This is a genomic window from Actinomycetospora atypica, from assembly GCF_042653685.1.
Taxonomy (GTDB): Bacteria; Actinomycetota; Actinomycetes; order Mycobacteriales; family Pseudonocardiaceae; genus Actinomycetospora; species Actinomycetospora atypica.
This window is the reverse complement of the sequence record NZ_JBHSIV010000003.1, coordinates 215,121-240,987: the sequence shown is the minus strand read 5'-3', so window position 1 is coordinate 240,987 and position 25,867 is coordinate 215,121. Positions and strand designations below refer to the sequence as shown.

Annotated in this window: 21 protein-coding genes; 7 read left to right on the top strand and 14 right to left on the bottom strand. The window is 73.7% G+C overall.

Annotated elements, in window-relative coordinates:
- Window positions 1-11: 11 nt before the first annotated feature.
- Together galK and galT are read right to left on the bottom strand one after the other, a co-directional pair.
- On the bottom strand, window positions 12-1,139 hold the full coding sequence (gene galK / locus ACFPBZ_RS04370) for a galactokinase (protein ID WP_378034777.1): 1,128 nt from the start codon (window positions 1,137-1,139) through the stop codon (window positions 12-14).
- Window positions 1,136-2,128 (bottom strand): galactose-1-phosphate uridylyltransferase, encoded by a 993-nt coding sequence (galT, locus tag ACFPBZ_RS04365; RefSeq protein WP_378034776.1) that lies wholly within the window; start codon window positions 2,126-2,128, stop codon window positions 1,136-1,138. The genes galK and galT overlap by 4 nt, the downstream gene beginning before the upstream one ends.
- A gap of 277 nt (window positions 2,129-2,405) precedes the next feature.
- Here galT and ACFPBZ_RS04360 point away from each other — a divergent pair, with 277 nt between their 5' ends.
- Entirely contained in the window at window positions 2,406-4,067 is a 1,662-nt protein-coding gene (locus tag ACFPBZ_RS04360) for a sodium:solute symporter family protein (RefSeq protein WP_378034775.1), read from the top strand.
- A 16-nt stretch (window positions 4,068-4,083) separates the two neighbouring features.
- Window positions 4,084-4,365 (top strand): hypothetical protein, encoded by a 282-nt coding sequence (locus ACFPBZ_RS04355; RefSeq protein WP_378034774.1) that lies wholly within the window; start codon window positions 4,084-4,086, stop codon window positions 4,363-4,365.
- Window positions 4,366-4,396: 31 nt separating this feature from the next.
- Here the strand turns inward: ACFPBZ_RS04355 and ACFPBZ_RS04350 are convergent, their stop codons facing one another.
- Window positions 4,397-5,524 carry a CaiB/BaiF CoA transferase family protein gene (locus tag ACFPBZ_RS04350; RefSeq protein ID WP_378034773.1) on the bottom strand — a complete coding sequence of 376 codons (1,128 nt, stop codon included), beginning with the start codon at window positions 5,522-5,524 and terminating at the stop codon, window positions 4,397-4,399.
- A 147-nt stretch (window positions 5,525-5,671) separates the two neighbouring features.
- On the opposite strand from ACFPBZ_RS04350, the gene ACFPBZ_RS04345 reads away from it, so the two are divergent.
- Together ACFPBZ_RS04345 and ACFPBZ_RS04340 are read left to right on the top strand one after the other, a co-directional pair.
- Window positions 5,672-8,116 (top strand): class F sortase, encoded by a 2,445-nt coding sequence (locus ACFPBZ_RS04345; protein WP_378034772.1) that lies wholly within the window; start codon window positions 5,672-5,674, stop codon window positions 8,114-8,116.
- A gap of 132 nt (window positions 8,117-8,248) precedes the next feature.
- Window positions 8,249-8,998, top strand: coding sequence for an AIM24 family protein (locus ACFPBZ_RS04340; protein WP_378034771.1), 750 nt, complete (start codon window positions 8,249-8,251; stop codon window positions 8,996-8,998).
- Between the two features lie 170 nt (window positions 8,999-9,168).
- On the opposite strand, the gene lysS is transcribed toward ACFPBZ_RS04340, so the two are convergent.
- From lysS to ACFPBZ_RS04300, 8 genes are all read right to left on the bottom strand, one after another.
- Window positions 9,169-10,899, bottom strand: coding sequence for a lysine--tRNA ligase (lysS, locus tag ACFPBZ_RS04335; protein WP_378034770.1), 1,731 nt, complete (start codon window positions 10,897-10,899; stop codon window positions 9,169-9,171).
- Window positions 10,896-11,699, bottom strand: a complete 804-nt coding sequence (locus ACFPBZ_RS04330; protein ID WP_378034769.1) for a fumarylacetoacetate hydrolase family protein — start codon at window positions 11,697-11,699, stop codon at window positions 10,896-10,898. The genes lysS and ACFPBZ_RS04330 overlap by 4 nt, the downstream gene beginning before the upstream one ends.
- Before the next feature lie 11 nt (window positions 11,700-11,710).
- Entirely contained in the window at window positions 11,711-12,691 is a 981-nt protein-coding gene (locus ACFPBZ_RS04325; protein ID WP_378034768.1) for a hypothetical protein, read from the bottom strand.
- 9 nt (window positions 12,692-12,700) lie between these two features.
- Window positions 12,701-13,747, bottom strand: a complete 1,047-nt coding sequence (locus ACFPBZ_RS04320; protein ID WP_378034767.1) for a 3-isopropylmalate dehydrogenase — start codon at window positions 13,745-13,747, stop codon at window positions 12,701-12,703.
- Between the two features lie 131 nt (window positions 13,748-13,878).
- Window positions 13,879-15,462, bottom strand: a complete 1,584-nt coding sequence (gene serA, locus ACFPBZ_RS04315) for a phosphoglycerate dehydrogenase (RefSeq protein ID WP_378034766.1) — start codon at window positions 15,460-15,462, stop codon at window positions 13,879-13,881.
- 148 nt (window positions 15,463-15,610) lie between these two features.
- Window positions 15,611-16,615: a ketol-acid reductoisomerase gene (gene ilvC, locus ACFPBZ_RS04310; RefSeq protein ID WP_378034765.1), complete on the bottom strand. Its 1,005-nt coding sequence runs from the start codon at window positions 16,613-16,615 to the stop codon at window positions 15,611-15,613.
- A gap of 27 nt (window positions 16,616-16,642) precedes the next feature.
- Window positions 16,643-17,143 (bottom strand): acetolactate synthase small subunit, encoded by a 501-nt coding sequence (ilvN, locus tag ACFPBZ_RS04305; protein ID WP_378034764.1) that lies wholly within the window; start codon window positions 17,141-17,143, stop codon window positions 16,643-16,645.
- Window positions 17,140-19,053 (bottom strand): acetolactate synthase large subunit, encoded by a 1,914-nt coding sequence (locus ACFPBZ_RS04300; protein WP_378034763.1) that lies wholly within the window; start codon window positions 19,051-19,053, stop codon window positions 17,140-17,142. Before ACFPBZ_RS04300 ends, ilvN begins: the two co-directional genes overlap by 4 nt.
- Window positions 19,054-19,357: 304 nt before the next feature.
- Here ACFPBZ_RS04300 and ACFPBZ_RS04295 point away from each other — a divergent pair, with 304 nt between their 5' ends.
- Together ACFPBZ_RS04295 and ilvD are read left to right on the top strand one after the other, a co-directional pair.
- Window positions 19,358-19,972 carry a PH domain-containing protein gene (locus tag ACFPBZ_RS04295; RefSeq protein WP_378034762.1) on the top strand — a complete coding sequence of 205 codons (615 nt, stop codon included), beginning with the start codon at window positions 19,358-19,360 and terminating at the stop codon, window positions 19,970-19,972.
- Window positions 19,973-20,010: 38 nt separating this feature from the next.
- Entirely contained in the window at window positions 20,011-21,852 is a 1,842-nt protein-coding gene (gene ilvD, locus ACFPBZ_RS04290) for a dihydroxy-acid dehydratase (RefSeq protein WP_378034761.1), read from the top strand.
- An 88-nt stretch (window positions 21,853-21,940) separates the two neighbouring features.
- Here ilvD and ACFPBZ_RS04285 read toward each other — a convergent pair whose 3' ends face one another.
- Together ACFPBZ_RS04285 and ACFPBZ_RS04280 are read right to left on the bottom strand one after the other, a co-directional pair.
- A complete protein-coding gene (locus tag ACFPBZ_RS04285) occupies window positions 21,941-22,597 on the bottom strand; it encodes a DoxX family membrane protein (protein WP_378034760.1) in 657 nt (218 codons plus the stop codon).
- 87 nt (window positions 22,598-22,684) lie between these two features.
- A complete protein-coding gene (locus tag ACFPBZ_RS04280; RefSeq protein WP_378034759.1) occupies window positions 22,685-23,620 on the bottom strand; it encodes a 2-hydroxyacid dehydrogenase in 936 nt (311 codons plus the stop codon).
- 120 nt (window positions 23,621-23,740) lie between these two features.
- Between ACFPBZ_RS04280 and ACFPBZ_RS04275 the strand changes: the two genes are divergently transcribed.
- Window positions 23,741-24,862: a PQQ-dependent sugar dehydrogenase gene (locus tag ACFPBZ_RS04275; protein ID WP_378034758.1), complete on the top strand. Its 1,122-nt coding sequence runs from the start codon at window positions 23,741-23,743 to the stop codon at window positions 24,860-24,862.
- Window positions 24,863-25,156: 294 nt separating this feature from the next.
- Here ACFPBZ_RS04275 and ACFPBZ_RS04270 read toward each other — a convergent pair whose 3' ends face one another.
- A complete protein-coding gene (locus ACFPBZ_RS04270; RefSeq protein WP_378034757.1) occupies window positions 25,157-25,642 on the bottom strand; it encodes a hypothetical protein in 486 nt (161 codons plus the stop codon).
- Window positions 25,643-25,867: the final 225 nt, after the last annotated feature.

Genomic DNA, 25,867 nt, shown 5'->3' with positions numbered 1-25,867 from the left:
GACGACCGACCTTAGAGGTCTCGCCGCGCCCCGGCCGCCGGCGCGACCTCACGCACCGTCGGCTCGGGCCCGAGCGCCGCCGCCCGGCACGCCCGGCCCACGGCGTCGACCGCCTCGGCGGGGACCAGCGCGAGCACCGACCCGCCGAACCCGCCCCCGACGATGCGCGCGCCCACCGCCCCGGCCCCGACCGCGGCGTCGACGAGCACGTCGACCTCGGGCACCGACACCGCGAAGTCGTCGCGCAGCGAGGCGTGCGAGGCCGCCAGCACGGGACCGACCGCCACCGGGCGCCCGGAGCCCACCAGGCGCACCACCTCGTGGACCCGCGCCTCCTCGGTGACCACGTGGCGGGCCCGGCGCCGCAGCGTGTCGTCGGCCAGGGCCTCGACCGCGTCGGGCGTCGCGTCCCGCAGCGCCGGCACCCCCAGCGCCTCGGCGGCGGCGACGCACGAGGCGCGCCGGTCGGCGTACCCGCCGTCGGCGAGGTCGTGGCGCACGCGCGAGTCGACGACCAGCACGACGAGCCCGGCCTCCTCGAACCCCAGCGCGACGTCCTCGGTGGCCATCGACCGGCAGTCGAGCAGCAGCGCCGAGCCCTCGCGGCACAGCAGCGACGCCGCCTGGTCCATGATCCCCACCGGCGCGCCCACCACGTCGTTCTCCGCCCGCCGTCCGGCCCGGGCCAGCGCCGGCCGGCCGAGGTCGGCGCCGGTCAGCTCGTCGACCGCCAGCGCGACCGCGCTCTCGAGAGCCGCCGAGGACGACAGGCCCGCGCCCAGCGGGACCTCACCGTGCACGACGAGGTCCCAGCCCTCGTCGTCGGGAACGCCCTCCTGCTGCAGCGCCCACAGCGTGCCCAGCGGGTACGCCGCCCAGCCGGTGGCGCTGCGGAGGGTCCCGACGACGAGGCTCACCGGTTCGGTGCCCGGGTCGTCCGAGCGGACGGTGACCAGCTCGTCGTCGCGCCGCCCGGCGGCGACCCACGTGCGGCGGTCGATGGCGAAGGGCAGGACGTGGCCCTCGTTGTGGTCGGTGTGCTCGCCGACGAGGTTGACCCGGCCGGGCGCGGAGAAGACGCCCTCGGGGTCGCGCCCGTGGGCCTCGCGGAACGCGTCCCGGGCCTGCTCGGCGCTCACGCGGGCACGTCCGCGGTGCTCGCGGCGGCGCGGAGCCGCTCGCCGGCGACCTCGGGGGCGACGTCGGTGAGGAACGCGCCCCCGAAGGTCTCCGAGCCCGCGAGGTACTTGAGCTTGCCCCCGCCCCGGTGCGGCGGGCAGATCTCGAGGTGCAGGTGCCCGAGGGCGCGCTCGTCGTCGTCGACGTTGACCGGCGCGGAGTGGATGCCCAGCAGGTAGGACGTCCGGAACCCGAAGAACGCGTCGTACCCGGCCAGCACGCGGGCCAGGACGCGGGCGAGGTCGTCGCGGGCGGCGGCGTCGAGCCCGGGCAGCGTGCCGACGTGCGTGCGCGACCAGATGTCGACCTCGTAGGGGAAGCGCGCCCACGGCGGGACCCCGGCGAGGAAGTGGCTGCCCTCGACGACCACCCGGGGCCCGCCGATCTCCTGCGCGACGACGTCGCAGAACACGCAGCGACCGGTGCGCCCGCGGTGGGCGGCGGCGGCACGCTGCTCGCGGGCGGGCCGGGGCGGGACGTCGGGGTAGGCGTAGATCTGGCCGTGCGGGTGGTGCAGCGTCACGCCCACCGCCTCGCCCTTGTTCTCGAACGGCAGCACGTACTGCACGCGCGGGTCGTCGGCGAGCGCCGCGAACCGGTGCGCCCAGGCGTCGACGAGCAGCCGGATGCGCGCCTCGCCGACCGAGGCGAGGGTGGCGTCGTGGTCCTCGGTGAAGACCACGACCTCGCAGTGGCCGTAGGCGGGCTCGACCGGCACGAGGTCGGTGCCCGCGACGTCGGGCGCGGGCGGGGTGGTCGACAGCGACGGGAACCGGTTGTCGAACACCGCGATCTCGAAGTGCTCGCGCGGGATCTCGGTCTCCGGTCCGCCCGGGCGCGTGGGGCAGAGCGGGCAGTCGGCGGTGGCCGGCTTGTAGGTGCGGTCCTGCCGGTGCGTGGCGAAGGTGACCCACTCGTCGTGGGTGGGGTCGTAGCGGCGCTCGCTCACGTCGTCCCCGCCGAGAAGTAGGTGATCGCCCGGCCGTCGGGGAGTCGCTCGGGCTCGATCACGGTGTCAGCACTGCGGCCATGCTGACACTCGACGTCACAATCGGACCCGGTACGGATCGGCTCGCCCTCGCCCGACGTCTCCATCGACCGCCCCTCCACGTCGCCACTTCACACCCACTTGACGCGCGACCACCAGCGGTACCACAGTGTGCGCGAGCTTACGATAACGTTCACGGGAACCTTCACGGAACCCCGACTCGCACCGAGGGGTCGCGATGCTGCGCCTGAATCCGGGATGGCTGGACTACACGCTCCTGGCCCTCTACTTCGTGGTCGTCCTGGGCATCGGCGTCGTCGCGCGGCGCGCCGTCGGCACCAGCGCCGACTTCCTGCTCGCCGGGCGCTCGCTCCCCGCCTGGGTCACCGGCCTGGCGTTCGTCGCCGCCAACCTGGGCGCCACCGAGATCATCGGGATGGCCGCGAACGGCGCGCAGTACGGCGTCGCGACCGTGCACTACTACTGGATCGGCGCCATCCCGGCGATGGTCTTCCTGGGCATCGTGATGATGCCCTTCTACTACCGCTCGAAGGTCCGGTCGGTGCCGGAGTTCCTGCGCCTGCGGTTCGGCAACTACACCCACGTCCTCAACGCCGTCGTCTTCGCGGTCGCGAGCGTGCTCATCGCCGGGGTCAACCTCTACGCCCTCGCGATCGTCCTCAACGCCCTGCTCGGCTGGCCGCAGTTCCTCGGCATCGTCGTCTCCGCCGCGGTCGTCCTCGTCTACATCGGCTTCGGCGGGCTCGGCTCGGCGATCTACGGCGAGGTGCTGCAGTTCTTCGTCATCCTCGCGGGCCTGATCCCGCTCGCGGTCGTCGCGGTGCGCTCGGTCGGCGGGTTCGGCGAGCTCACCCGCCGCGTCGAGGCCTCCACCCTCGGGGAGGGCGGCCTGCACGCCTGGCAGGGCACCGGCGTCGGCGACGTCACCAACCCGATCGGCGCGAACTGGATCGGCATCGTCCTGGGCCTCGGCTTCGTCCTGTCCTTCGGCTACTGGACGACGAACTTCGCCGAGATCCAGCGCGCCCTCTCGGCCAAGGACCGAAGCGCGAGCCAGCGCACCCCGCTCATCGCCGCGTTCCCCAAGCTCTTCATCCCGGCCGTCACGATCATCCCCGGCCTCGTCGCGCTCATCGCCATCCCGAACTTCGGCAACTCCGACTCCGGCGGCCTCGAGTACAACGACGCGATCCCCGCCCTCATGGGCCAGCTCCTGCCCGAGGGCGTGCTCGGCATCGCCATCACCGGCCTGTTCGCCTCGTTCATGGCGGGCGTGGCGGCCAACGTCAGCTCGCTCAACACGGTCGTCACCTACGACCTCATCCAGCCCTACCTCGCCAAGGGCCGCAGTGACCGGTACTACCTCAACGCGGGGCGGCTGGTGACGGTCGGCGGCGTCGTCATCGCGATCTTCACGGCACTGCTGGCCTCGTCGTTCAACAACATCATGACCTACCTGCAGTCGCTGTTCGGGATCTTCAACGCCCCGATCTTCGCGACCTTCATCCTCGGCATGTTCTGGAAGCGCACCACGGGCTGGGGCGGCTTCGCGGGCCTGGCCTCGGGCGTCGTCGCGGGCACCCTGATCTTCATCGGCGCGCAGTCCGGGGCCCTGACCTTCGGCTCCGACATCGAGGTGACCTTCTACCAGGCCGGCGCCGCGTTCTTCGTGGACCTGATCGTCACCGTGCTCGTCTCGCTCGCCACCGCGAAGCCCGAGCCCGAGCGGCTCGCGGGCATCGTCTACGGCGTCCCCGGCGCCGACGGCGTCGTCCCGACGCTGCGCCAGCCCAAGGAGAAGGTCTGGTACCGCAAGCCGGTGCTGCTCGGCAGCGTCGCGCTCGTCCTGACCGTCGTCCTCAACATCCTCTTCGCCTGAACCGGGAGCGTCAGCCATGAGCAAGCCCCTCGAGCCCGGCCGGCCGCAGGACACCGTGGTGACCGGCAGCCGCATGGCCCGGCTGTTCGACCTCCGCTACGTCATCGCCGGCCTGCTCGGCGTCTACGGCGTCGTCCTCGTGATCCGCGGCCTGCTCGACGGCCCCGAGCAGCTCGCCCGGGCCGCCGGCACCGCGGTCAACCTCTGGACCGGCATCGGCCTCGTCGTCGTCTCGGTGATCTTCCTGGTGTGGGCGCGCACGCGGCCGCTCGGGATCGAGGTGGAGGAGGCCGAGTAGCCCTTCCCGACGATGCCCGCGGCCCGGCGGGTCAGACCTCCGGGCCGACGTCGGGCACCGGGTCCATCCGCGGCACCCGCCCGTCGGCGAAGGTGATCGGCGGCAGCAGCGTGCGGACGGTCCCGTTCGGGGTGCCGACCTCGACGAACCGCCCCCGCTGCTCGTGCTGCGGGTGCTCGAGCACCTGGTCGAGCGTGCGGCGGCGGGCGTTCGCGATCCCCGCCTCCTCGAGGCGCTCGACGAACCGGTCGCCGGTGAGGTCGCGCAGCACCCCGTCGATCACCTCGTCGAGGGCCGGGCGGTTCGCCACCCGGTCGGAGTTGGTGGCGAACCGCTCGTCGTCGGCGATCGAGGCGTCGCGCAGGACGGTCTCGCAGAAGCGCTGCCACTCCCGCTGGTTCTGGATCGAGAGCACCACCTCCTGCCCGTCGCCCGTGGCGAAGGCGCCGTAGGGGGCGATGGCGGCGTGGCTCGTCCCGGCCCGCACCGGCGCGTTCCCGCTGCCCGCCGCGTAGTGCAGCGGGAAGCCCATCCACTCGCTCAGGGCGTCGAAGAGGCTGACCTCGAACGTCGTGCCCTCGCCGGTGCGCTCCCGGTCGTAGAGCGCCGCGAGGATCCCGGAGAACGCGTACATCCCGGCCCCGATGTCGGCGGCCGGGATGCCGGCCTTCGCCGGGTACTCCTCGGTGCCCGTCACCGACATCAGCCCGGTCTCGGCCTGGATCAGCGCGTCGTAGGCCTTCGCGTCGCGGTACGGGCCGGTGGAGCCGTAGCCAGAGATGCTCGCGTGGATCAGGCGCGGGTGGTCCCGACGAAGCTCGTCGGCGCCGAGGCCCAGCCGCTCGGCCGCCCCGGGCGCGAAGTTCTGGACGAACACGTCCGCGCCCGCGATCAGTTCCTTCACCCGCGCGAGCTGGTCGGGGTCCTTGAGGTCCGCCGTCACGGACTCCTTCGACCGGTTGAGCCAGACGAAGTGGCTCGAGAGGCCGCCGACCACCGTGTCGTAGTCGCGGGCGAAGTCGCCGCGGCCCGGGCGCTCCACCTTGATGACGCGAGCGCCGAGGTCGGCGAGATGACGGGTCGCGAGCGGCGCCGCCACGGCCTGTTCGCAGGACACGACGACGACGCCTTCCAGCGGGAGCGCACGGGGAGCGGCCATGCCGGTGATCGTGCCCGTCCCCGCCGCGGCGCGCCGGACGTCACACCGGAGTGCCGACGCGTGGTCGCGTCACGTGAACCGTCCGGCGTCGTTCCTCGAATGAGGGACACCTGTTCGGCTCAGCACCACCGTCCGAGGGAGCACGGCGTGAAGAAGTCCACGAGCGCAGCGACCGTCCTGGCCGTCGTGTCCACGCTCGGGATCGGCACCGCGTTGTGCCACCAGGCCCCCGCCCCGACGATCCTCGCCGCCGGCCAGGTCGTCACGGTCGCCGCCGACGAGGACTCCGACGACGGCTCGCCGCTCTCCGACCTCGTCTCCCGCGTCACCGGGTCGGACGACGGCAGCTCCGGCAAGAGCAGCTCGGACGACAGCTCGGACGACCACTCCTCGTCCTCCGACTCCGGCTCGTCCTCCTCCGACGCCGATTCCGACTCCGACTCCGACTCCGACTCCGACTCCGACTCCGACTCCGACTCCGACGGTGCCTCCTCGTCCTCCGCCTCGGACTCGCCGCGGTCGTCGTCCCGCGAGTCGTCCGGCACCGTGCTGCGCCGCACCCTCGAGGCCGCGCCCGCCGTCGAGGCGCTCCCGTCGGTCTCCACCCCCACCGTGCAGCTCCCGGCCGTCCGGGTCCCCGCCGCCGACCTCGGCGTGGCCCGCACACCGTCGATCGACCTCGGGTCCGCGCAGGTGCCCGCCGTCCGGGTCGCGCCCGCGGAGGCCGCGCCCCTTCAGGTCGGCGCCGTGCGCGCCCCGTCGGTGTCGGTGGGGTCGGCGCAGGTCGGCCCGGTCGCGGTCCCGTCGGTGTCGGTCCCGTCGCTCGGCACGCCCCCGGTGGCCGCGTCCGCGTCCGGCCTCGTGCCCCTGCGGGCGGTGACCCCGGCGCCGGGCGGCCTGGTCCCCCTGCGGGCGCTGTCCTCGGTGCCGTCCGCGCTGCAGCTCCCGCTCGCGAGGCCGATGCCGGTCGTGGCGCCGCGCGCCCTCGTGCCGCTCGCGGTCACCAGCCCGGCGCCCGCGCTCCTGCCCGCGCAGCTCACCGCCCCGCCCCGCGGCGACCAGGGCGTCCTGCGCGTCGCGCACCTCTCCCCGTCGACCGGTGTCGTCGACATGTACGTCAGCGGGCCCGGCCTGCCGTCGACGAAGGTCGCCTCCGACGTCGGCTACCGCGCGGTCTCGGGCTACCTCACCGCCTCCCCCGGCGTCTACACGCTCGCGGCCCGGCCGGCCGGTGCCGACCCGGGCTCACCGCCCGCCCTGACCGCGAACGTCGAGGTCGGGGTCCGGTCGGCCCAGACCGCGGCCTTCGCCGACGTCGGCCCCGGCGCCACCGTGCAGGCCGAGGTCCTCGACGACGGCACGCAGCCCGCCGCTCCTGGCAAGGCCTACGTGCGGGTGGTGTCGGCCGCCGCGAACGTCGGGCCCATGACCGTCGTCGCCCAGGGCGGCGGCCCGATCGCCTCCGGCGTCTTCTACGGGTCGAGCTCGCCGTACGCCCTGGTCGACGCCCGGTCCTGGACGATGGACGTCACGACGAGCTCCGGGGAGACCGCCCGGACGACGCTGCCGGTGTCGAGCACGTCGGTGAACACGGTCGTCGTCACGCGGGACCCGCAGGGCGCGCTCAGCGTCGCCGCGGTGCCCGACGCGGCGGCCCTCTTCGCCGCGCCCGCCGCCCCTGCTGCTCCCGCCCCGGCCGCTCCGGCCCCGGCGGCTCCCGCACCGGCCGCTCCGGCCCCCGCCGCACCTGCGGCTCCGGCCGCCCCTGCCCCGGCCGCTCCCGCCTCCCCCGCGCCCGCAGCTCCGCCGGCACCCGCGTCACCGGCGCCTGCTGCTCCGGCCGCGCCCGCCTCCCCTCCTCCCGCCGCGGCGGCACCGACGAGCACCACTCCGGCTCCGACCACCACCCCGGCACCGACTACCTCCCCGGCGCCCACGACGACCGCCGCCCCGCGGCCGTCCACCGCACCGCCCTCGTCGTCGGGATCCAGCCCGCCGCTCCCCCGCGGCGGCGACCCCGCGGGCTTCGGCGGCATGGCCGGCGCCCTGGTGCCGCTGCAGGCCCGCCCCGCGCCCGCCCCGGCCGCGCCCGCCGTGTCCGCAGCCCCGGCGGCACCCGCCCTGCCGTCCTGGGGCGCCCCGACCAGCCCGATCCGCCCCACCGGCCTCGTCGTGCCGGACGCGGGCATCGACGCCTCCGCCGTCGGGAAGCTCGGCCTCGACCGGGACGGCGAGCTGCAGGCGCCGGACACCCCGGACGACGTCGGCTGGTACTCGGGCGGCTCGGCCCCCGGCGACTCGGGCCCGGCGGTGCTCGTCGGGCACGTCGACTCCTACCGCGGCCCCGGCGTCTTCTGGAACCTGCGCACGTTGAAGCCCGGCGACCCGATCGACGTCCCCCGCAGCGACGGCACCGTGGCCCGCTTCGCGGTCGACCGGGTGGAGACCGTCGACAAGGACGCCTTCCCCACCCAGGCCGTCTACGGCCCCACCGCCGGCCCGAGCCTGCGCCTGATCACCTGCGGCGGGGCGTTCGACCGCTCGATCCGCTCCTACGAGGACAACGTGGTGGTCTACGCGTCGCCCCGCTGAGCGCCGGGATCCCGGGGGCCACCCCCGGGAACTCCGGGGGTTCTCCCCCTCGTTGACCGCGCGGGTCCGCACGAGAATCGATCTCGTCCGACCGTCCCGGTGACAGACACCGCGAGTGATCAGGAGACCGACGTGCGCAGCAACCTCTTCGCCCCCGAGAACCAGGAGCAGGAGTCGGCGCAGCCGGGGCTGCGGCTGCAGAACTCGAAGATGCTCAAGATCGAGCTCAACGGCGAGGCGATGGCCCGCCAGGGCTCGATGGTCGCCTACCAGGGCGACGTGCGCTTCGAGGCCACGGGGTCCGGCGGCCTCGGGAACTTCGTCAAGCAGAAGCTCACCGGCGAGGGCGTGCCGCTGATGAAGGTCAGCGGGCGCGGCGACGTGTTCCTCGCGAACGCGGCCGCCGACGTGCACCTGATCGACCTCGAGGGCCCCGACGACGCCCTGACCATCAACGGCAGGAACGTCCTCGCCTTCGACTCGTCGCTCTCCTACGACATCCAGATGGTCTCCGGGGCCGGGTCGATGGGCGGGGCCGGCCTGTTCAACTGCGTGTTCCGCGGCCGGGGCCGGCTCGCGATCACCTGCAAGGGCTCCCCCGTCGTGCTGACCGTCGACGCGCCCACCTACGCCGACCCGCAGGCCGCGATCGCCTGGTCGGCGGGCCTGCAGGTCGGGGTGCACCACGCCGAGCAGTTCGGGCTCCGGACGCTCATGGGGAAGACCACCGGCGAGGCCTTCACCATGGCCTTCGGCGGGCGCGGCTTCGTCATCGTCCAGCCGAGCGAGGAGATCCCGGTCGACGCGATCGCCGGGAGCGGGTCCGGCCAGGAGGCCGGCGTGGGTGGAGTGGGCGGGGTCCTGGGCAGCTTCCTGAGGTGAGCACCCGTGAGCACTGATCCGTGTCGGGGCACGGGTCAGTGCGCACGGGGCTCCGCCACCCTCGTGCTGGAGGTCCCGGACGAGGCGGTCGTCAGCCGGTGAGGCCCGCCCCGGAGCTCCTCGGCGGGATGGGGTGACAGATCGTCCACTAGACGATCCCGCTCTGGACGTTACGGGGCGACGTCCTCCCCGAGCTGCTCACGGACCCGGGGACCGCCCGCGGCGAGCAGCAGCGTCGGCAGCCGCGGTCCGGTGTCCGACCCGACGAGCAGCCGGTAGAGCAGCACGAAGAACCGGCGCTGGGCGGCCTTGAGCTCGTCGGTCGGCTGGGTGTCCATCGGCAGCCCGGCCTGCTGCTTGGGCACTCCGTAGACGAGGGTCGTGAGTCCCTCGAGCGACCAGTCCTGCTCGAGCCCGTCGAGCAGCAGCCGCAGCGACTCGCGGTCGGTCTCGTCGAGCGAGCCCAGCAGCGCCGTGTCGGGCGCGGGCAGCAGCCGGGTGTGCGCCTCCTCGGGCATGTAGTGCTCGACCCACTGCTCGGCGCAGTCGAGGCGCGGGCGCAGGTCGTCGAGGGTGACCGGCTCCTCCGGGTCGCTCGACACCAGGCCGGTGAGGATGCGGCCCAGCTGCTGCGGGTCGCCCGTCGTCACGTCGACCACCGAGGTGAGCGTGCGGAACGAGACCGGCTGCGGCGTCGTCGGGAGCGTCCGCTCGGAGGTCGACACCGCGCGGGTGTGCCCGAGGGTCTCGATCGCCCCGGTGGTGCCCGCGGCGACCTTGCGCGTCATCGCGTCCCACTCGTCGTAGAGCCGCTGCAGCTCGGCGTCGAACGCGACCTTGATCGCCTGGTTGGGCCGGCGCCGCGCGTAGAGCCAGCGCAGCAGCGGCACCTCGAACACCTCGAGCGCCGAGGCCGGAGTCGGCACACCGCCCTTCGACGACGACATCTTCGCCTGCCCGGAGATCCCGACGAAGGCGTACATCGGGCCGATCGGCTGCCGCCCCCCGAAGATCTCGGAGACGAGCAGGCCGCCGACCTCGTAGGAGGAGCCCGGCGAGGAGTGGTCGACCCCGCTCGGCTCGAAGTCGACGCCCTCGAAGGCCCACCGCATGGGCCAGTCGACCTTCCACACGAGCTTGCCGCGGGTGAACTCCGAGAGCAGCACCGTCTCCGACGACCCGCAGGCGCAGGTGAAGGTCATCTCGGTGGAGTCGTCGTCGTAGGCGACGATCGTGGTGTCGTCGCGCCCGCAGGTCCCGCAGAACGGCTTGTAGGGGAAGTACTCCCCCGTGGCCGACCCGACGGCCTCGTCGTCGGGACCGTCCTCGGCCTCGGCATCGTCGGGAAGGGTCTTCTTCGTCCGGAACCGCCCGAGCACCGCGTCGATCCGCGAGCGCTCGCGCATCGCGAGCAGCGTCGGCGCCACGTACGCGCCCGAGGTGTACATCTGCGTCTGGCTGATGCCGCGGAACGGGACCCCGAGGGTCTCCAGCGCCGTGATCATCGGGGCCTTGAAGTGCTCGGCCCAGTTCGGGTGCTCGCTGCCGCGCGGCGCGGGGACGGCCGTGAGCGGCTTGCCGATGTGCTCGGCCCACGAGTCGTCGATCCCCTCGACGCCCTTGGGGACGCGGCGGAAGCGGTCGAAGTCGTCCCACGAGATGAGGTGCTCGCAGGCGATGCCGCGGCGGCGGATCTCGTCGGCGACGAGGTGCGGGGTGAGGACCTCGCGCAGGTTGCCCAGGTGGATCGGGCCGGACGGGCTGAGACCCGAGGCGCAGACGATCGTCCGGTCGGGGTCGGCCCCATCGATCTCCTTGTGGGCTGCGACGACGTCGTCGGCGAGCGTCGCCACCCAGTCCTGCGACGTCGACTCGGCCTCGCCGCCCCGCTTCCTGCTCACGACGTCGACCGGTCGCGCACCGGGTTGGTCAGCGTGCCGATGCCCTCGACGGTCACCGAGACGGTCTGCCCGTCGACCATGGGCCCGACCCCGGCCGGGGTGCCGGTGAGGATGGTGTCGCCGGGCAGCAGCGTCATCACGCGGCTGATGTAGGCGATCTGCTTCTCGATCCCGTGGATCAGCATGCTGGTGCGCGACGACTGCACGGTCGCGCCGTCGAGCTCGGTGGAGATCGCGAGGTCGGACGGGTCGAGCGAGGTCTCGATCCACGGGCCGAGGGGGCAGAACGAGTCGTAGCCCTTCGCCCGGGTCCACTGCCCGTCGGCCGACTGCAGGTCGCGGGCGGTGACGTCGTTCGCGACGGTGTAGCCCAGGATCACGTCCTTCGCCCGCGCCTCCGGGACGTCGCGGCACGGCCGGCCGATCACCACGGCGAGCTCGCCCTCGTAGTCGACCCGCTCGGAGTCGGCGGGCCGCTGGATCGGCAGCCCGGGGCCGATGACGCTCGTCGAGGGCTTCATGAAGATCAGCGGGTTGGCCGGGGCGTCCCCGCCGCCCATCTCGGCGACGTGCTCGGCGTAGTTCTTCCCGATGCAGACGACCTTCGACGGCAGGATCGGCGCGAGCAGCCGGACGTCGGCGAGCGGCCAGGTCCGCCCGGTGAAGGTCGGGTCGCCGAACGGGTGCTCCGCGATCTCCGCGGCGATGTCGCCGGCGGTCGGCTCACCCCCGGCGGCGGTGGGCGACTGGAGGGCGACGAAGGAGACACCGTCAGCGTGGGAGATCCGGGCGAGACGCACGGTCGCCCACCCTATCCCCGGCCGCGGTGCCGCCGGATCACGTCCCCGGCCGCCGTCGGCGGCTGCTCGTCGACCCACTGCCAGGGGTCCTCGAGCGCCCGGCCGAAGTCGGCGTTGAGGGCCTCGACGGTGGTCGTGCGCAGCGCCGCGAGCCACACCCCCTGGTCCGCCCACAGCCACGCCAGCCGCGGTCCCTCCGGGTGCGCCTCGCGCAGGGCCCGCGCCACCGTCGCGTGCAGGACGGTGCTCAGGGCCTTGATGTGGCCGAGGTAGTCGAGCGTGCGCTCGTCCTCGCCCACCTGCAGGCGCAGGTGCGTCCGCCCCTCGAGGGTGGCCTCGACCTCGAGGAGCCGCAGGGGCAGGGCGTCGCCGACGAGGCGGGCGAGGTCCTCGACCTGCTCGGTGAGGGTGTCGGCGAACTGCTCGGTCTGGGAGTCGTGGAAGGCGAGCGCCCCGAGGTGGTCCTCGGGCCGGAACCCGGGGCGCCAGTACGCGGCCTCCCCGATGCCGCCCAGGACCGCCTGCAGGGTCACCGGCTCCCCGTGGTCGGCCGTGGTCTCCATCAGGTCGACCGGCCGCGGGGCCCGCGGCGCGAACAGTCCGGCCCGGTCCGCGATCCCGACGATGCGCGCCAGCTCGGCCCGGCCCGACGGGGAGAGCTCGGGGGGCTCGATCGGAGTCATCGTCTCCGGTGCGGGCCCGGTCACCGGTGCCGGCCCGCTCTCCGGTGCCGACCCGGTGCGGGGTCCGACGCGCCACCCGTGGACCGGGCCCGAGTCCTGCTCCGCGCGGGTCTCGCGGGCCCGTCGGGCGTGCCGGACCGCAACGATCGAGAACCCGATCAGCGCCACGGCGGCGAGCCCGACGAGCGGGAGCCGCGAGCCCTCGAGGCTCCCGGGGCCCAGTGCGAGATGGAGGAGGTAGCCCGCGACGACGACGCCCCCCACGCCCCAGAGCAGGGCGAGGAGGTCGTCGAGGTTCCGGCGGGACACGGAGCGGTGCTACGCGAGCGAGCGGGTCCCGGCGGCGCTGGAGACCAGGGCGGCGAGGCGGTCGCCGACCGCCGAGGTGCCACCCGGGTTCTGGTGGTCGCGGGTGGCGAGGTCGAACGCCACCGCGGCCTCGATCCGGCGAGCCAGCTCGGGCTCGCCCAGGTGGTCGAGCATCAGCGCCACCGACAGCACGGCCGCCGTCGGGTCGGCGATGCCCTTGCCGGCGATGTCGGGCGCGGAGCCGTGGACCGGCTCGAACATGCTCGGGTTGGCCCGCGAGACGTCGAGGTTGCCCGACGCCGCGAGCCCGATGCCCCCCGTGACCGCGGCCGCGAGGTCGGTGAGGATGTCGCCGAACAGGTTGTCGGTGACGATCACGTCGTAGCGCGACGGGTCCATGACCAGGTGGATCGTCGTGGAGTCGACGTGCTGGTAGTCGACCGCGACCTCGGGGTGCTCGAGCGAGACCTCCTCGACGACGCGCGACCACAGCGAGCCGGCGTGGGTGAGGACGTTCGTCTTGTGCACCAGCGTCAGCTTGCGGCGGGGGCGGTTCGAGGCGCGGGTGAAGGCGTCGCGGACCACCCGCTCCACCCCGAACGCGGTGTTGATGCTGACCTCGGTGGCGATCTCCTGCGGCGTGTCCTTGCGGAGCAGGCCACCGGTGCCCGCGTACGGGCCCTCGGTGCCCTCGCGGACCACGACGAGGTCGATCTCCGCCTGGGCCGACAGCGGCCCGCGGACCCCGGGGTAGAGCCGGGCCGGACGCAGGTTCACGTGGTGGTCGAGCTCGAAGCGCAGGCGCAGCAGCAGGCCGCGCTCGAGGATGCCGCTGGGCACCGACGGGTCGCCGACCGCGCCGAGCAGGATCGCGTCGTGCTCGCGGAGCTCGGTCAGCACCGACTCCGGCAGCAGCTCACCGGTGGAGTGCCACCGCGCGGCGCCGAGGTCGTACTGGGTGGACTCGATCTGCGGAGCGACCTCGGAGAGGACCTTCAGGGCCTCGCCGATGACCTCGGGCCCGATGCCGTCACCGGGAACCACCGCGAGTCGCATGTCCGGACTTCCTCCCCCGACGGGCCGACCTCTATGGTGCGACCGGGCTCACCTTCGGTGGAGGCTACCGCGCGTGTCCTCCTCACGACGCACCGGATCACCCCATAGGTGGTGTCGTCGGCCTGTCCGGGTCAGTCGAAGGGGATCAGGCGGGTGGTCCGGGCCCCGATGGCCTCGCCGATCGGCGCCAGCACCTCGTCCGGCACGGTCCGGTCGACGCGCAGGAGCATGACCGACGACGCGCCGTCACGGGTCTGGGACATCTGCGCGGCCTCGATGTTGACCTCGGACTCACCCAACAGGGTGCCGACCGCCCCCATCGCGCCCGGCCGGTCGGTGTACTCGAAGAGCAGCACCGTGCCCTCGGCGCGCAGGTCGAACGAGCGCCCGTTGATCTCGACGAGCTTCTCCACCTGGTCGGCGCCGGTGAGCGTGCCCGACACCGAGACCTGCTCCCCGCCGTCCTGCAGGGCGCGCAGCGTGACGACGCTGCGATGGTTGGGGCTCTCCGGGGCGGTCTCGATAGCCACCGAGACCCCGCGCTCCCGGGCGAGGGCCGGGGCGTTGACGAACGTGACGGGTTCGTCGACGACGCCGCCGAACACCCCACGGAGCGCGGCCAGCTCGAGCACGGCGACGTCCTCGTGCGCGAGCTCGCCACGGACCAGCACCGTGACCGACGACGGCTGCCCGACGAGCGTCGAGAGCAGCGTCCCCAGCTTCTGGGTGACCCCGAGCCACGGCCGGACCTCCTCGCCGACCGCGCCGCCCTGGACGTTCACGGCGTCGGGCACGAAGTCGCCGCGCAGGGCCCGCAGGACGCTGTGCGCCACGTCGGTGCCGGCGCGGTCCTGCGCCTCGGCCGTCGACGCGCCGAGGTGCGGCGTCGCGGTGACCTGCTCGAGCTCGAAGAGCGGGCTCTGCGTGGTCGGCTCGGTGACGTAGACGTCGACGCCCGCGCCCGCGACCTGGCCCGAGCGGATCGCCTCGGCGAGCGCGTCCTCGTCGACGAGCCCGCCGCGGGCGGCGTTCACGACGATGACGCCCCGCTTGGTCCGCGCGAGGGCCTCCTTGCCGATCAGGCCCTGGGTCTCGGGGGTCTTCGGCAGGTGGATCGTCATCATGTCGGCGCGGCCCAGCAGCTCGTCGAGGGAAACGAGCTCGATCCCGAGCTGCGCGGCCCGGCTCTGCGGCAGGTAGGGGTCGTAGGCGATGACGTGGGTGTCGAAGGCCTTGATCCGGGCGGCGAAGAGCTGGCCGATCTTCCCGAGCCCGATCACCCCGACGGTCTTGCCCTGGATCTCGACGCCCGAGTACTTCGAGCGGGCCCACTCGCCGCGGCGCAGGCTCGCGTCGGCGGCGGGGATGTGCCGGGCCGTCGCGAGCAGGAGCGCGAGGGCGTGCTCGGCCGCCGAGACGATGTTCGAGGTCGGGGCGTTCACCACCATCACGCCGGCCGCCGTCGCCGCGGGGACGTCGACGTTGTCGAGCCCCACCCCGGCGCGCCCGACCACCGTGAGCCGCTGCTGGGCGGCGAACACCTCGGCGTCGACCTGCGTGGCGCTGCGCACGAGCAGCGCGTCGGCGTCCCGCACGGCCTCGAGGAGCGCGGCCCGGTCGGTGCCGTCGACGTCCCGGACCTCCACCTCGTCGCCGAACACCTCCAGCGTCGACGGGGCGAGCTTCTCGGCCATCAGGACGACGGGCTTCGACATGCTGCTCCCCGGGTCGGCGACGGTGCTGACGGTCGGCCATCGTGCCCGGGATCACGTGCTGGCAGCAATGGTCGGTCCCGGCCCGGACGCACGACGGCGGGCGCCCCCTCGTGGGGACGCCCGCCGCCGGTCGCGCGACGCCGAGGCGTCAGAGCTTGTTCTTCGGGATGAACGGCATCAGGTCGCGGAGCTTGGCGCCGACCTGCTCGATCTGGTGGGCCTTGCCCTCGTCCTCGAGCTTGGTGAAGTTCGGGCGGCCGTTGTCGTCCTCGGCGATCCACTCGCGGGCGAAGGACCCGTCCTGGATCTCGGTGAGCACGCGGCGCATCTCGTCCTTGACCGCGGAGTTGATGATGCGCGGGCCGCGGGTGAGGTCGCCGTACTCGGCGGTGTCCGAGCAGCTGTAGCGCTGGCCGTAGATGCCCTTCTCCCACATGAGGTCCACGATCAGCTTGAGCTCGTGGAGGCACTCGAAGTAGGCGATCTCGGGCTGGTAGCCGGCCTCGACGAGGGTCTCGAACCCGGCCTGGACCAGCGCCGAGGTGCCGCCGCAGAGCACGGCCTGCTCGCCGAAGAGGTCGGTCTCGGTCTCCTCGGTGAAGGTCGTCTTGATGACGCCCGCGCGGCCGCCGCCGATGGCCGCCGCGTAGGAGAGTGCGAGGGCCTGGGCGTTGCCCGAGGCGTCCTGCTCCACCGCGATGAGGCAGGGGACGCCCTTGCCGTCGACGAACTGGCGGCGGACGAGGTGGCCCGGGCCCTTCGGCGCGACCATGGCCACGTCGACGTCCGACGGCGGCTGGATGAGGTCGTAGCGGATGTTGAAGCCGTGACCGAAGAAGATCGCGTCGCCCGAGTTCAGGTTGGGCGCGATGTCCTCGGCGTAGATCGTCCGCTGCTTGGTGTCGGGCGCGAGGATCATGATCAGGTCGGCCTCGGCGGACGCCTCGGCCGGCGTGAGCACCCGCAGCCCCTCCTCCTCCGCGACGGCGCGCGACTTGGAGGACTCGGGCAGGCCGATCCGGACGTCGACGCCCGAGTCGCGCAGCGAGAGCGCGTGCGCGTGGCCCTGGCTGCCGTAGCCGATCACGGCGACCTTGCGGCCCTGGATGATCGACAGGTCGGCGTCGGCGTCGTAGAAGATATCGACACTCATGGAACTGCGGTTTCCTCTCGGTACGACTTATCGGTTGGCGGCGATGGCGCGCGGCCCGCGGGCGAGCGCGACCATGCCGGACTGGACGATCTCGCGGATGCCGTAAGGCTCGAGCATCCGACGCAGCGCCGACAGCTTGTCAGCGGTGCCGGTGGCCTCGATCGTGACGGCGTCGGGGGCGACGTCGACGACCTTGGCCCGGAACATCTGGGTCACCTCGAGCACCTGGGAACGCACCGTGGCGTCGGCGCGCACCTTGAGCATGACCAGCTCGCGCTGCACCGACGAGGCGGGCTCCAGCTCGACGATCTTGATGACGTTCACCAGCTTGTTGAGCTGCTTGGTCACCTGCTCGAGGGGGAACTCGTCGACGCTCACGCAGATCGTCATGCGGGAGATGCCGGTCTCCTCGGTGGGGCCGACCGCCAGCGACTGGATGTTGTAGCCGCGCCGCGAGAACAGGCCCGAGATGCGGGCCAGGACGCCGGGCTTGTCCTCGACGAGGACCGAGAGCGTGTGGGTGGTCACCGGTCCTCGTCCTCACGCTCGATGTTCGTGACGACCTCGTCGGCCCCGCCCGTCTCCGGGTCGTCGAACAGCGGGCGGATGTTCCGCGCCGCCATGATCTGGTCGTTGCCGGTGCCGGCGGCGACCATCGGCCACACCTGCGCGTCGGCGCCGACGGTGAAGTCGATGACGACGGGCCGGTCGTTGATCGCCATCGCCTCGTTGATGACGCGGTCGACGTCGTCCTTGGACTCGCAGCGCAGGCCCTCGCAGCCGAGCGCCTCGGCGAGCATCACGAAGTCGGGCACGCGGTGCTTGTGCGTGCCGAGCTCGGTGTTGGAGTAGCGCTCCCCGTAGAACAGGGTCTGCCACTGCCGGACCATGCCGAGGTTGCCGTTGTTGATGACGGCGACCTTGATCGGGATGCCCTCGATCGCGCAGGTCGCGAGCTCCTGGTTGGTCATCTGGAAGCAGCCGTCGCCGTCGATGCACCACACCGTGGTGTCGGGCTGCCCGACCTTGGCGCCCATGGCCGCGGGCACGCCGTAGCCCATGGTCCCGGCGCCGCCGGAGTTGAGCCACGTCCGCGGCTTCTCGTAGGCGATGAACTGCGCCGCCCACATCTGGTGCTGGCCCACGCCGGAGGAGTAGATCGCGTCGGGCCCGGCGATCTTCCCGATCCGCTCGATCACGTACTCCGGGGAGAGCGTGCCGTCGGCGGGCTCGTCGTAGCCGAGCGGGAACGTCTCGCGCCACGAGTTGAGCTGGTTCCACCACGGCGTCAGGTCGGGCCGCGGGTCCTCGCCGGCCCGGCTGCGCAGCGCGGCGGTCAGCTCGCCGATCACCTCGCGGGCGTCGCCGACGATCGGCACGTCGGCGACCCGGTTCTTGCCGATCTCGGCCGGGTCGATGTCGGCGTGCACCACCTTGGCCTCGGGCGCGAAGGTGGAGAGGGTGCCGGTGACGCGGTCGTCGAACCGGGCGCCGAGGGCGATCAGCAGGTCGGAGCGCTGCATGGCCGCCACCGCCGCGACGGTGCCGTGCATGCCGGGCATGCCGAGGTTCTGCGGGTGCGAGTCGGGGAACGCGCCCCGCGCCATCAGGGTGGTGACGACGGGCGCACCGGTCTCGTGGGCGAGCTCCAGGAGCTCCGGGGACGCCTCGGCCTTGAGGACGCCGCCGCCGACGTAGAGGACCGGGCGCCGGGCCTGCGCGATCAGCCGCGCGGCCTCCCGGATCTGCTTGCCGTGCGGCTTCGTCGTCGGGCGGTACCCGGGCAGGGCCATCTCGACGGGCCACGAGAACGTCGTCTGCGCCTGCAGGACGTCCTTGGGCAGGTCGACGAGCACCGGCCCCGGGCGTCCCGACGAGGCGATGTGGAACGCCTCGGTGATCGCGCGCGGGATGTCCGCCGGGTCGGTGACCAGCATGTTGTGCTTGGTGATCGGCAGGGTGATGCCGCAGATGTCGGCTTCCTGGAACGCGTCCGTGCCGATCATGGCGCGCCCCACCTGCCCGGTGATCGCGACGATCGGCACCGAGTCGAGCATCGCGTCGGCCAGCGGCGTGACGAGGTTCGTCGCACCCGGCCCCGAGGTCGCGATGCAGACGCCGACCCGGCCGGTGGCCTGCGCGTAGCCGGTGGCGGCGTGCCCGGCGCCCTGCTCGTGGCGCACGAGGATGTGGCGCACGATGGTCGAGTCGTAGAGGGGGTCGTACGCCGGGAGGATCGCGCCCCCGGGGATGCCGAAGACGACGTCGCAACCCACGGACTCGAGAGAGCGGACGAGGGACTGTGCCCCGGTGGCGGGGACGGGGTCGACACGGGCCGGACGCGGCGCGGCGGGCCGGGCCACGGGCTGGGCAGCGGTGTCCTGCTGCTCGCTCGGTGCTCCGGTACGCGGCGCCGGACGGGGTCTGGCTGTGGTCATCGGTGATCAGCCTCTGGGTGGGACACGGACGGGGGCCTGGCGAGACGCCCCGGACACGACTGCGCCCGAACACGAAAAAGCCCTCGCCGCCGGTGGCGGAGAGGGCAGGCGCGTCAGCGAACTCGGGCGACGAGCACGAGGCTCGTCAGGCGCTGACGCGCCCGGCGAGTACGAGAATTCGCTGCATGGCGATCACGGTAGCACGCGGTCCGCCCGGTCCGGACCGCCTCCCACGTCACACCGGCGCCCGCGGCGGGCACCGTCCGCACGGCCCGGGCGGACGTCGGCTGGCACCATCGCGGGCGTGGCAGACCAGCAGGCGGCGACGACCGCCGAGCCCGCCCCGGCGACGTTCCGGGCCGTCCCGAGCGTCGCCCTCGTGGCGGTCGCCTTCCTCGCGCTGTGCCTCTCGCCCATCGCCTTCCAGGGCGGCGCGTGGTTCCTCCTGTTCCTGGGTCCCCTCGCGGTGGCCGCGTGGGTCCTGCTGGGCCGGACCCGGGTCGACACCGCGGGGCTGCACGTCCGCGGGATCACCGGCACCCGCTCGCTGCCGTGGGAGCAGGTCGCGACGCTGCGCCTCTCGGGGAAGCGGTGGGTGCACGCGGTGCCCGAGCAGGGCGCCGAGCTCGAGCTGCGCGGGGTCCGGATCCGCGACCTCGGGCGGGTCGGCGAGGCCAGCGGCGGCCGCATCAGCGCGCCCACGCCCGCGGAGGCGGAGGCCGCCGCCGAGCACGCCCGCGAGCTGGAGGCCGCGCGGCTGCGGATCGCCAAGCTCAAGGAGCAGCGGGGCGCCGGGGGCGAGGCCGGTCCCGACGATGCGCTTCCCGACGATGCCGCGGCGGAGACCGCGGTCGGGAGTCCGGAGAGCGCCGACGACGACGAATCCGCACCGGGCCGTCGTCCGGAAGGCCGGGCGTAACCTCCGATCGGTAGTCCCTGACCGAGGAGGATCCTTCCGTGCCGCCGCTCCGTTCCCGCGTCACCACCCAGGGCCGCAACGCCGCCGGCGCCCGCGCCCTGTGGCGCGCCACCGGCATGACCGACAGCGACTTCGACAAGCCGTTGATCGCGATCGCGAACTCGTACACGCAGTTCGTGCCGGGCCACGTCCACCTCAAGGAGATGGGCGAGCTGGTGGCGGGCGCCGTGCGGGAGGCCGGCGGGGTCGCGCGCGAGTTCCACACGATCGCCGTCGACGACGGCATCGCCATGGGCCACGGCGGGATGCTGCACTCGCTGCCGTCCCGCGAGGTGATCGCCGACTCGGTCGAGCACATGGTGCAGGGCCACGCGGTCGACGCCCTGGTCTGCATCTCGAACTGCGACAAGATCACCCCGGGCATGCTCAACGCCGCGATGCGGCTCAACATCCCCACGGTCTTCGTCTCCGGCGGCCCGATGGAGGCCGGCAAGGCCGTCGTCGTCGAGGGCGTCGCCCAGGCCCCGACCGACCTCATCACCGCGATCTCGGCGTCCGCGTCGAGCACGGTCGACGACGAGGGCCTCACCGAGGTCGAGCGCTCGGCCTGCCCCACCTGCGGCTCCTGCTCGGGCATGTTCACGGCGAACTCGATGAACTGCCTCACCGAGGCCCTCGGGCTCTCCCTGCCCGGCAACGGGTCCACGCTCGCGACGCACGCCGCGCGGCGGGAGCTGTTCCTGGACGCCGGGCGCACGGTCGTCGAGCTCGCCCGGCGCTGGTACGGCAACGACGACTCGTCGGCGCTGCCGCGCGAGATCGCGAACCGGCACGCCTTCGAGAACGCGATGGCGCTCGACGTCGCCATGGGCGGCTCGACGAACACCGTCCTGCACATCCTCGCCGCCGCCCACGAGGCCGGGCTCGACTTCACCCTCGCCGACATCGACGCGGTCAGCCGCCGGGTGCCGTGCATCAGCAAGGTGGCGCCGAACTCGGACTTCCACATGGAGGACGTCCACCGCGCCGGCGGGATCCCGGCGATCCTCGGCGAGCTCGACCGCGGCGGGATGCTGCACCGCGACGTCGTGGCCGTGCACGCCTCCAGCCTCGACGAGTGGCTGGGGCACTGGGACATCCGCGGTGCGCAGCCGTCCGACGAGGCCGTGGAGCTGTTCCACGCCGCGCCCGGCGGCGTGCGCACCGTCGAACCGTTCTCGACGAGCAACCGGTGGTCCTCGCTCGACACCGACGCCGCGACCGGCTGCATCCACGACGTCGCGCACGCCTTCTCCGCGGACGGCGGCCTGGCCGTGCTCACCGGGAACCTCTCCCCCGACGGCGCGGTCATCAAGAGCGCCGGCCTGCCCGAGGACGGGCGCCACTTCCAGGGGCCGGCCCGCGTGGTCGACTCCCAGGAGGAGGCGGTCTCGATCATCCTCAAGCGCGAGGTGCAGCCGGGCGACGTCGTCGTCGTGCGCTACGAGGGCCCCGCGGGCGGCCCCGGCATGCAGGAGATGCTGCACCCGACGGCCTTCCTCAAGGGCGCGGGCCTCGGCGCCGTGTGCGCGCTGATCACCGACGGCCGGTTCTCCGGCGGCTCGTCCGGGATCAGCGTCGGGCACGTCTCCCCCGAGGCGGCCCACGGCGGGGTGATCGCGCTGGTCGAGCAGGGCGACCAGATCCTCATCGACGTCGACTCCCGGCGGATCGAGCTGCTCGTCGACGACGAGGTGCTCGACGGGCGCCGCGCGAAGATGGAGGCCTCGGAGCGGCCGTGGCAGCCCGCCACCGACCGCGGCCGGAACCTCACGGCGGCGCTGCGGGCCTACGCGAAGCTCGTCACCTCGGGCGCGACGGGCGCGGTCCGCGCGATCTGACGTCCGGCGGCCATGATCGTCGGGACGTGGCGGGTCCGAGGCCTGGGCGTCCGGATCCGCCACGTCCCGGTGATCGTCGTGGGGTCGGTCAGGCCCGCATCGCGATAAGCACCGTGAGACCGGTGGCGACGCCGACCAGCAGGCACGTCAGGCCCACCGGGGTCTGAGCGCGGTACCAGGGCCGGTCGGCGTCCCCGCTGATCCGGCCCGGACCCGCGAGCACGACGACCGCGGCGAGCGCGAGCCCGAACAGGGGCGCCTCGACCGGGCCCACCGCGCCGGCCGACCACGCGGCGCCGACCGAGGTCACCACCGCCACCAGGTGGATCGCGAGCAGTGCCGACGCCGCGAACGACGCGAACACCCCCACCATCACGAGCAGCCCGGCCACGAGCTGCACCCAGCCCAGGGCCGCCGTCAGCTCGGCCACCGGACGGAAGCCGAGCCCGCTCAGCAGGGTCTGCGTGGCGACGGTGCCGTCGCCGTGCCCGCGCGGGAGGTCGAACAACGTGCGGGCGCCGCCGAGGAGGGCGGTCCCGCCGAGCACGAGGCGGGCGACGAGCAGCCCGACCTCCGCCGCCCAGGGCCGGACCGCGACCACGGTCGTCGTCGGGATGGGCTCGTCGACCGTGGAGGCGCCGCTCTCCTCGCGCCACGGGAACACGGTGGTGTCGCTCGGCGCGCTCTCGAACCCCAGGAACGAGAGGTCACCGGCGGGCACACGGTCACGACTCCACAGGCTCACGACCGGGGAGCGTAGGTCGACTCGTTCGGGTGACCACGACGCCACGCGGCACCCGGCCGCACCGGTTCGGGCAGCCGCCCGATCGTCCTAATACTGACCGACGACGAGGTTCGGCGGGTCCTCCCCCGCGACGACCGCCTCGAGCTGCGGCACGACGACCCGGTACGCGCGGTCGAGGTGGCCGGGCACGCTGCCGCCGACGTGCGGGGTGATGAGCAGGTTCGGGGCCGTCCACAGCGGGTGGTCGGCGGGCAGGGGCTCGGGGTCGGTCACGTCGACCACGGCGCGCAGCCGCCCGGCGCGCAGTTCCGCGAGCAGGGCGTCGGTGTCGACGACGGGGCCGCGGGCGGCGTTGACGAGCAGGGCGCCGTCGGGCATGGCGGCGAGGAACTCGGCGTCGACCAGGCCGCGGGTCGCGTCGGTGAGGGGCACGAGCAGGACCGTGACGTCGTGGTGCGGGAGGAGGTCGGGGAGCTCGTCCGCGCCGTGCACCCCGTCGCGGGCCCGGGTCCCGACGAGGGTGATCGGGCCGACGTCGAAGGGTTCCAGACGACGGGTGGTCTGCTCGGCGAGGTCGCCCGCGCCGACGAGCAGGACGCTCTTCCCGGTGAGGGTGTCGGTGAGGTGCTGGTCCCAGTGCGCGTCGGTCTGGTTCCGCACGAACTCCGGGATCTCCCGCAGCACGGCGAGGATCGCGGCCAGGACCCACTCGGCGGTGACGCCGCCGTGGGCGCCGCGGCAGTCCGAGAGCGCGACCCCCTCGGGCAGCACCCCGACGAACTTCTCCGCGCCGGCCGAGAGGAGCTGCACGAGCCGCAGCTCGGGGCAGGCCTCGATCAGCCGGCGGGCCTCGTCCTGGCCGAGGAAGCCGGGGACGAACACCTGCGCCTCGGCGGCCTCCGGGGGCAGCCCCTCCGGACCCTGCGACTCGTCGTAGCGCACCGGCCGGACCCCGTCGACCTTCGCGAGCTCGCGCTCGCCGACCTCGTCGGGGACCAGCACCGTCAGGGTGTTCTCGCTCATCGGGTGAGCACGCTAGTCCCTCACGGTGCGTTCAGCCTGGGGCGCCTACGCTGACCGGTCGTGTCGGGGCGAGCGGAGCGACGGGGTCCACACCCCCTGCGCAGGTCGGCGCTCGTCGTCGTGACCGCGGTGTGCCTGGCCCTGCTCGCGGGGTGCGCGCAGTTCCCCGACGCCTCCTCCGAGCCCTGGCGCGACAAGCCCGAGATCGGCGCGGAGCGCGCCCCGCAGCCGCAGTCGCCCTCCCCGTCCGAGCCGTCGGCCCCCGCCGCGCCGCCCGGGGGTGCCTCCGGGCCGCCGGGGCCGTGCGTCGACCCCGACCCGCAGGTCGTCGCGACCTGCCTCGGCGCCGTGTCGGCGGTCGTCACCCTCCCCGGCGGCCAGGCGGCCCTGGTGGCGGAGCGGACGACCGGCCGCATCCTGCGCGTGGCGCCCGAGACCACGCCGCAGCCGATCGCGACGGTCTCCGTCGACGCCGCGGGCGACGGCGGGCTCACCGGCCTGGTGCTCTCCCCCACCTACGCCGAGGACCAACTCGTCTACGCCTACGCGACCACCTCGTCGGGCAACGCGGTGCTGCGGATCGCCCCGGGCGACGTACCCAAGCCGGTGCTCACCGGCATCCCGCGGGGCTCGTCGGGAAACCGCGGCGCGATCGGGGTGGAGCCGAACGGGACGCTGCTCGTGGCGACGGGTGACGCAGGCAGCGGGACCGGGCTGGCCGGGAAGCTCCTGCGGATCGACCCGTTCGGCCGGCCCGCGCCCGGCAACCCCGATCCGGCGTCGCCGGTGGTCGGGTCGGGCCTGCGCTCCCCCGGCGACGTCTGCCCCGACGTCAGCTCGAACACCACCTGGGTCACCGACCGCGCGGGCTCCCGCGACGTCCTGCTCGGGGTCCGGCCGGGGGTGGCGCCCGGGACCGCGGCCGCCGCGGCGCCGGGGTGGACCTGGCCGGAGCGCCCGGGGGTCACGGGCTGCGCGGCGGGCGGCGGGACCCTGCTGGTCGCCCTGTCCGACGGCCGCGCCGTCTCCGCGCTCAAGCCCACCGCCGAGGGCCGGTTCGTCGGGGCGCCGGAGGAGGTCCTGCAGAACACCTACGGCCGCCTCTCGGGGGCCGACCTCGCCTCCGACGGCATGCTCTGGCTGGGCACCGCCAACAAGGACGCCGGCGGCACCCCGGGCTCCACGGACGACCGCGTGATCCGCATCCGTCCGCCGTCGGGCGGGGGCTCGGGCCCGGACTAGAGGTGCGCAAGCGCCCGTGAGCACTATTCCGTGTCCAGACACGGACTAGTGCTCACAGGCCGGAGGCACACCACGGCCCCGCCCCCTCGGCCCGGGGCAGCGGGCGGAGGTGACGGGGCCGTGGGTCGGGGAGCGGACGGGCGTGGAGCCGGGACGACGCCGACCGGGTCGGAGTCGGTCGGGAGTCGTCCCGACGAGGCCCGCCGCAGCGGGGTCCGGGCGGGGGAGGCCCGGACCCCACCCCGCACGCGACCGGACGATCGGGGAGACCTGGTCGGTGCGGGGGGCTTCGGATCAGCCGAAGGAGAGCACGCTCGGGAGCTCGGAGGGCGCCGAGGAGGAGAGCTTGCTCCCCCAGTGCTGCAGGTCGTTCTTGCCGTTGTCGACGGCGTGAGTGACGTCGTCGCCCATGAGGCCGAGCTGCTCGCCGGCCTCGTCGGCGGTGAGGCCGTCCTCCGCCGCGGCGGACCAGTTGTCCTTCGCGTGCGTGAGGTCGTTCCTCGTGTTGCTGACGGCGTGGCCGGCGTCGGCGACGACGTCCGCCGGCAGCGACGACGACGCCTTCTCCTTCAGCGAGGAGGCCACGTCCGAGGACCGGTGCTGCAGGTCCGTCACGTGACCGGCGTCGGCGAGCTGGTGCGCGCCGCTCTGCAGGTCGTGGGCCGGGAGCTGCGGCGCCTCGTGGGCGAACGCGAGCGATGCGGTGCCGCCGGTCAGCGCCAGCGCGGCGGCGGCCGTGAAGGCGCCCCGTCCGGCGAGGCGTGCGGCGTGGGACGCCACGGTGTGAGCGTGGGGAGCGTGATGAGCGCCCATGCGGAGGCCTCCTCCTATCGGTGTCCGTGAATCGACCGGTCGGTGGATCGGACAGTGATCCAACCGGAGTTCAGCTACGAGCTGTTCTCTGCGAACTCCAACGGGTGAGCGCCGTGTCGGTTACGGTCCGGTCACGGACGGCCCGGATTGTCACCGAGAGCGACCACGGGCGACTCCCGGTGATCATGTCGA

Excerpts from the sequence above, each read along its gene's own strand:
- ACFPBZ_RS04355 (WP_378034774.1), top strand. The coding sequence starts at position 4,084 with ATGAGCAAGCCCCTCGAGCCCGGCCGGCCGCAGGACACCGTGGTGACC.
- ACFPBZ_RS04280 (WP_378034759.1), bottom strand. The coding sequence starts at position 23,620 with ATGAGCGAGAACACCCTGACGGTGCTGGTCCCCGACGAGGTCGGCGAG.
- ilvC (WP_378034765.1), bottom strand. The coding sequence starts at position 16,615 with ATGAGTGTCGATATCTTCTACGACGCCGACGCCGACCTGTCGATCATC.
- ACFPBZ_RS04320 (WP_378034767.1), bottom strand. The coding sequence starts at position 13,747 with ATGCGACTCGCGGTGGTTCCCGGTGACGGCATCGGGCCCGAGGTCATC.
- serA (WP_378034766.1), bottom strand. The coding sequence starts at position 15,462 with ATGTCGAAGCCCGTCGTCCTGATGGCCGAGAAGCTCGCCCCGTCGACG.
- ACFPBZ_RS04300 (WP_378034763.1), bottom strand. The coding sequence starts at position 19,053 with ATGACCACAGCCAGACCCCGTCCGGCGCCGCGTACCGGAGCACCGAGC.
- ACFPBZ_RS04350 (WP_378034773.1), bottom strand. The coding sequence starts at position 5,524 with ATGGCCGCTCCCCGTGCGCTCCCGCTGGAAGGCGTCGTCGTCGTGTCC.
- ACFPBZ_RS04360 (WP_378034775.1), top strand. The coding sequence starts at position 2,406 with ATGCTGCGCCTGAATCCGGGATGGCTGGACTACACGCTCCTGGCCCTC.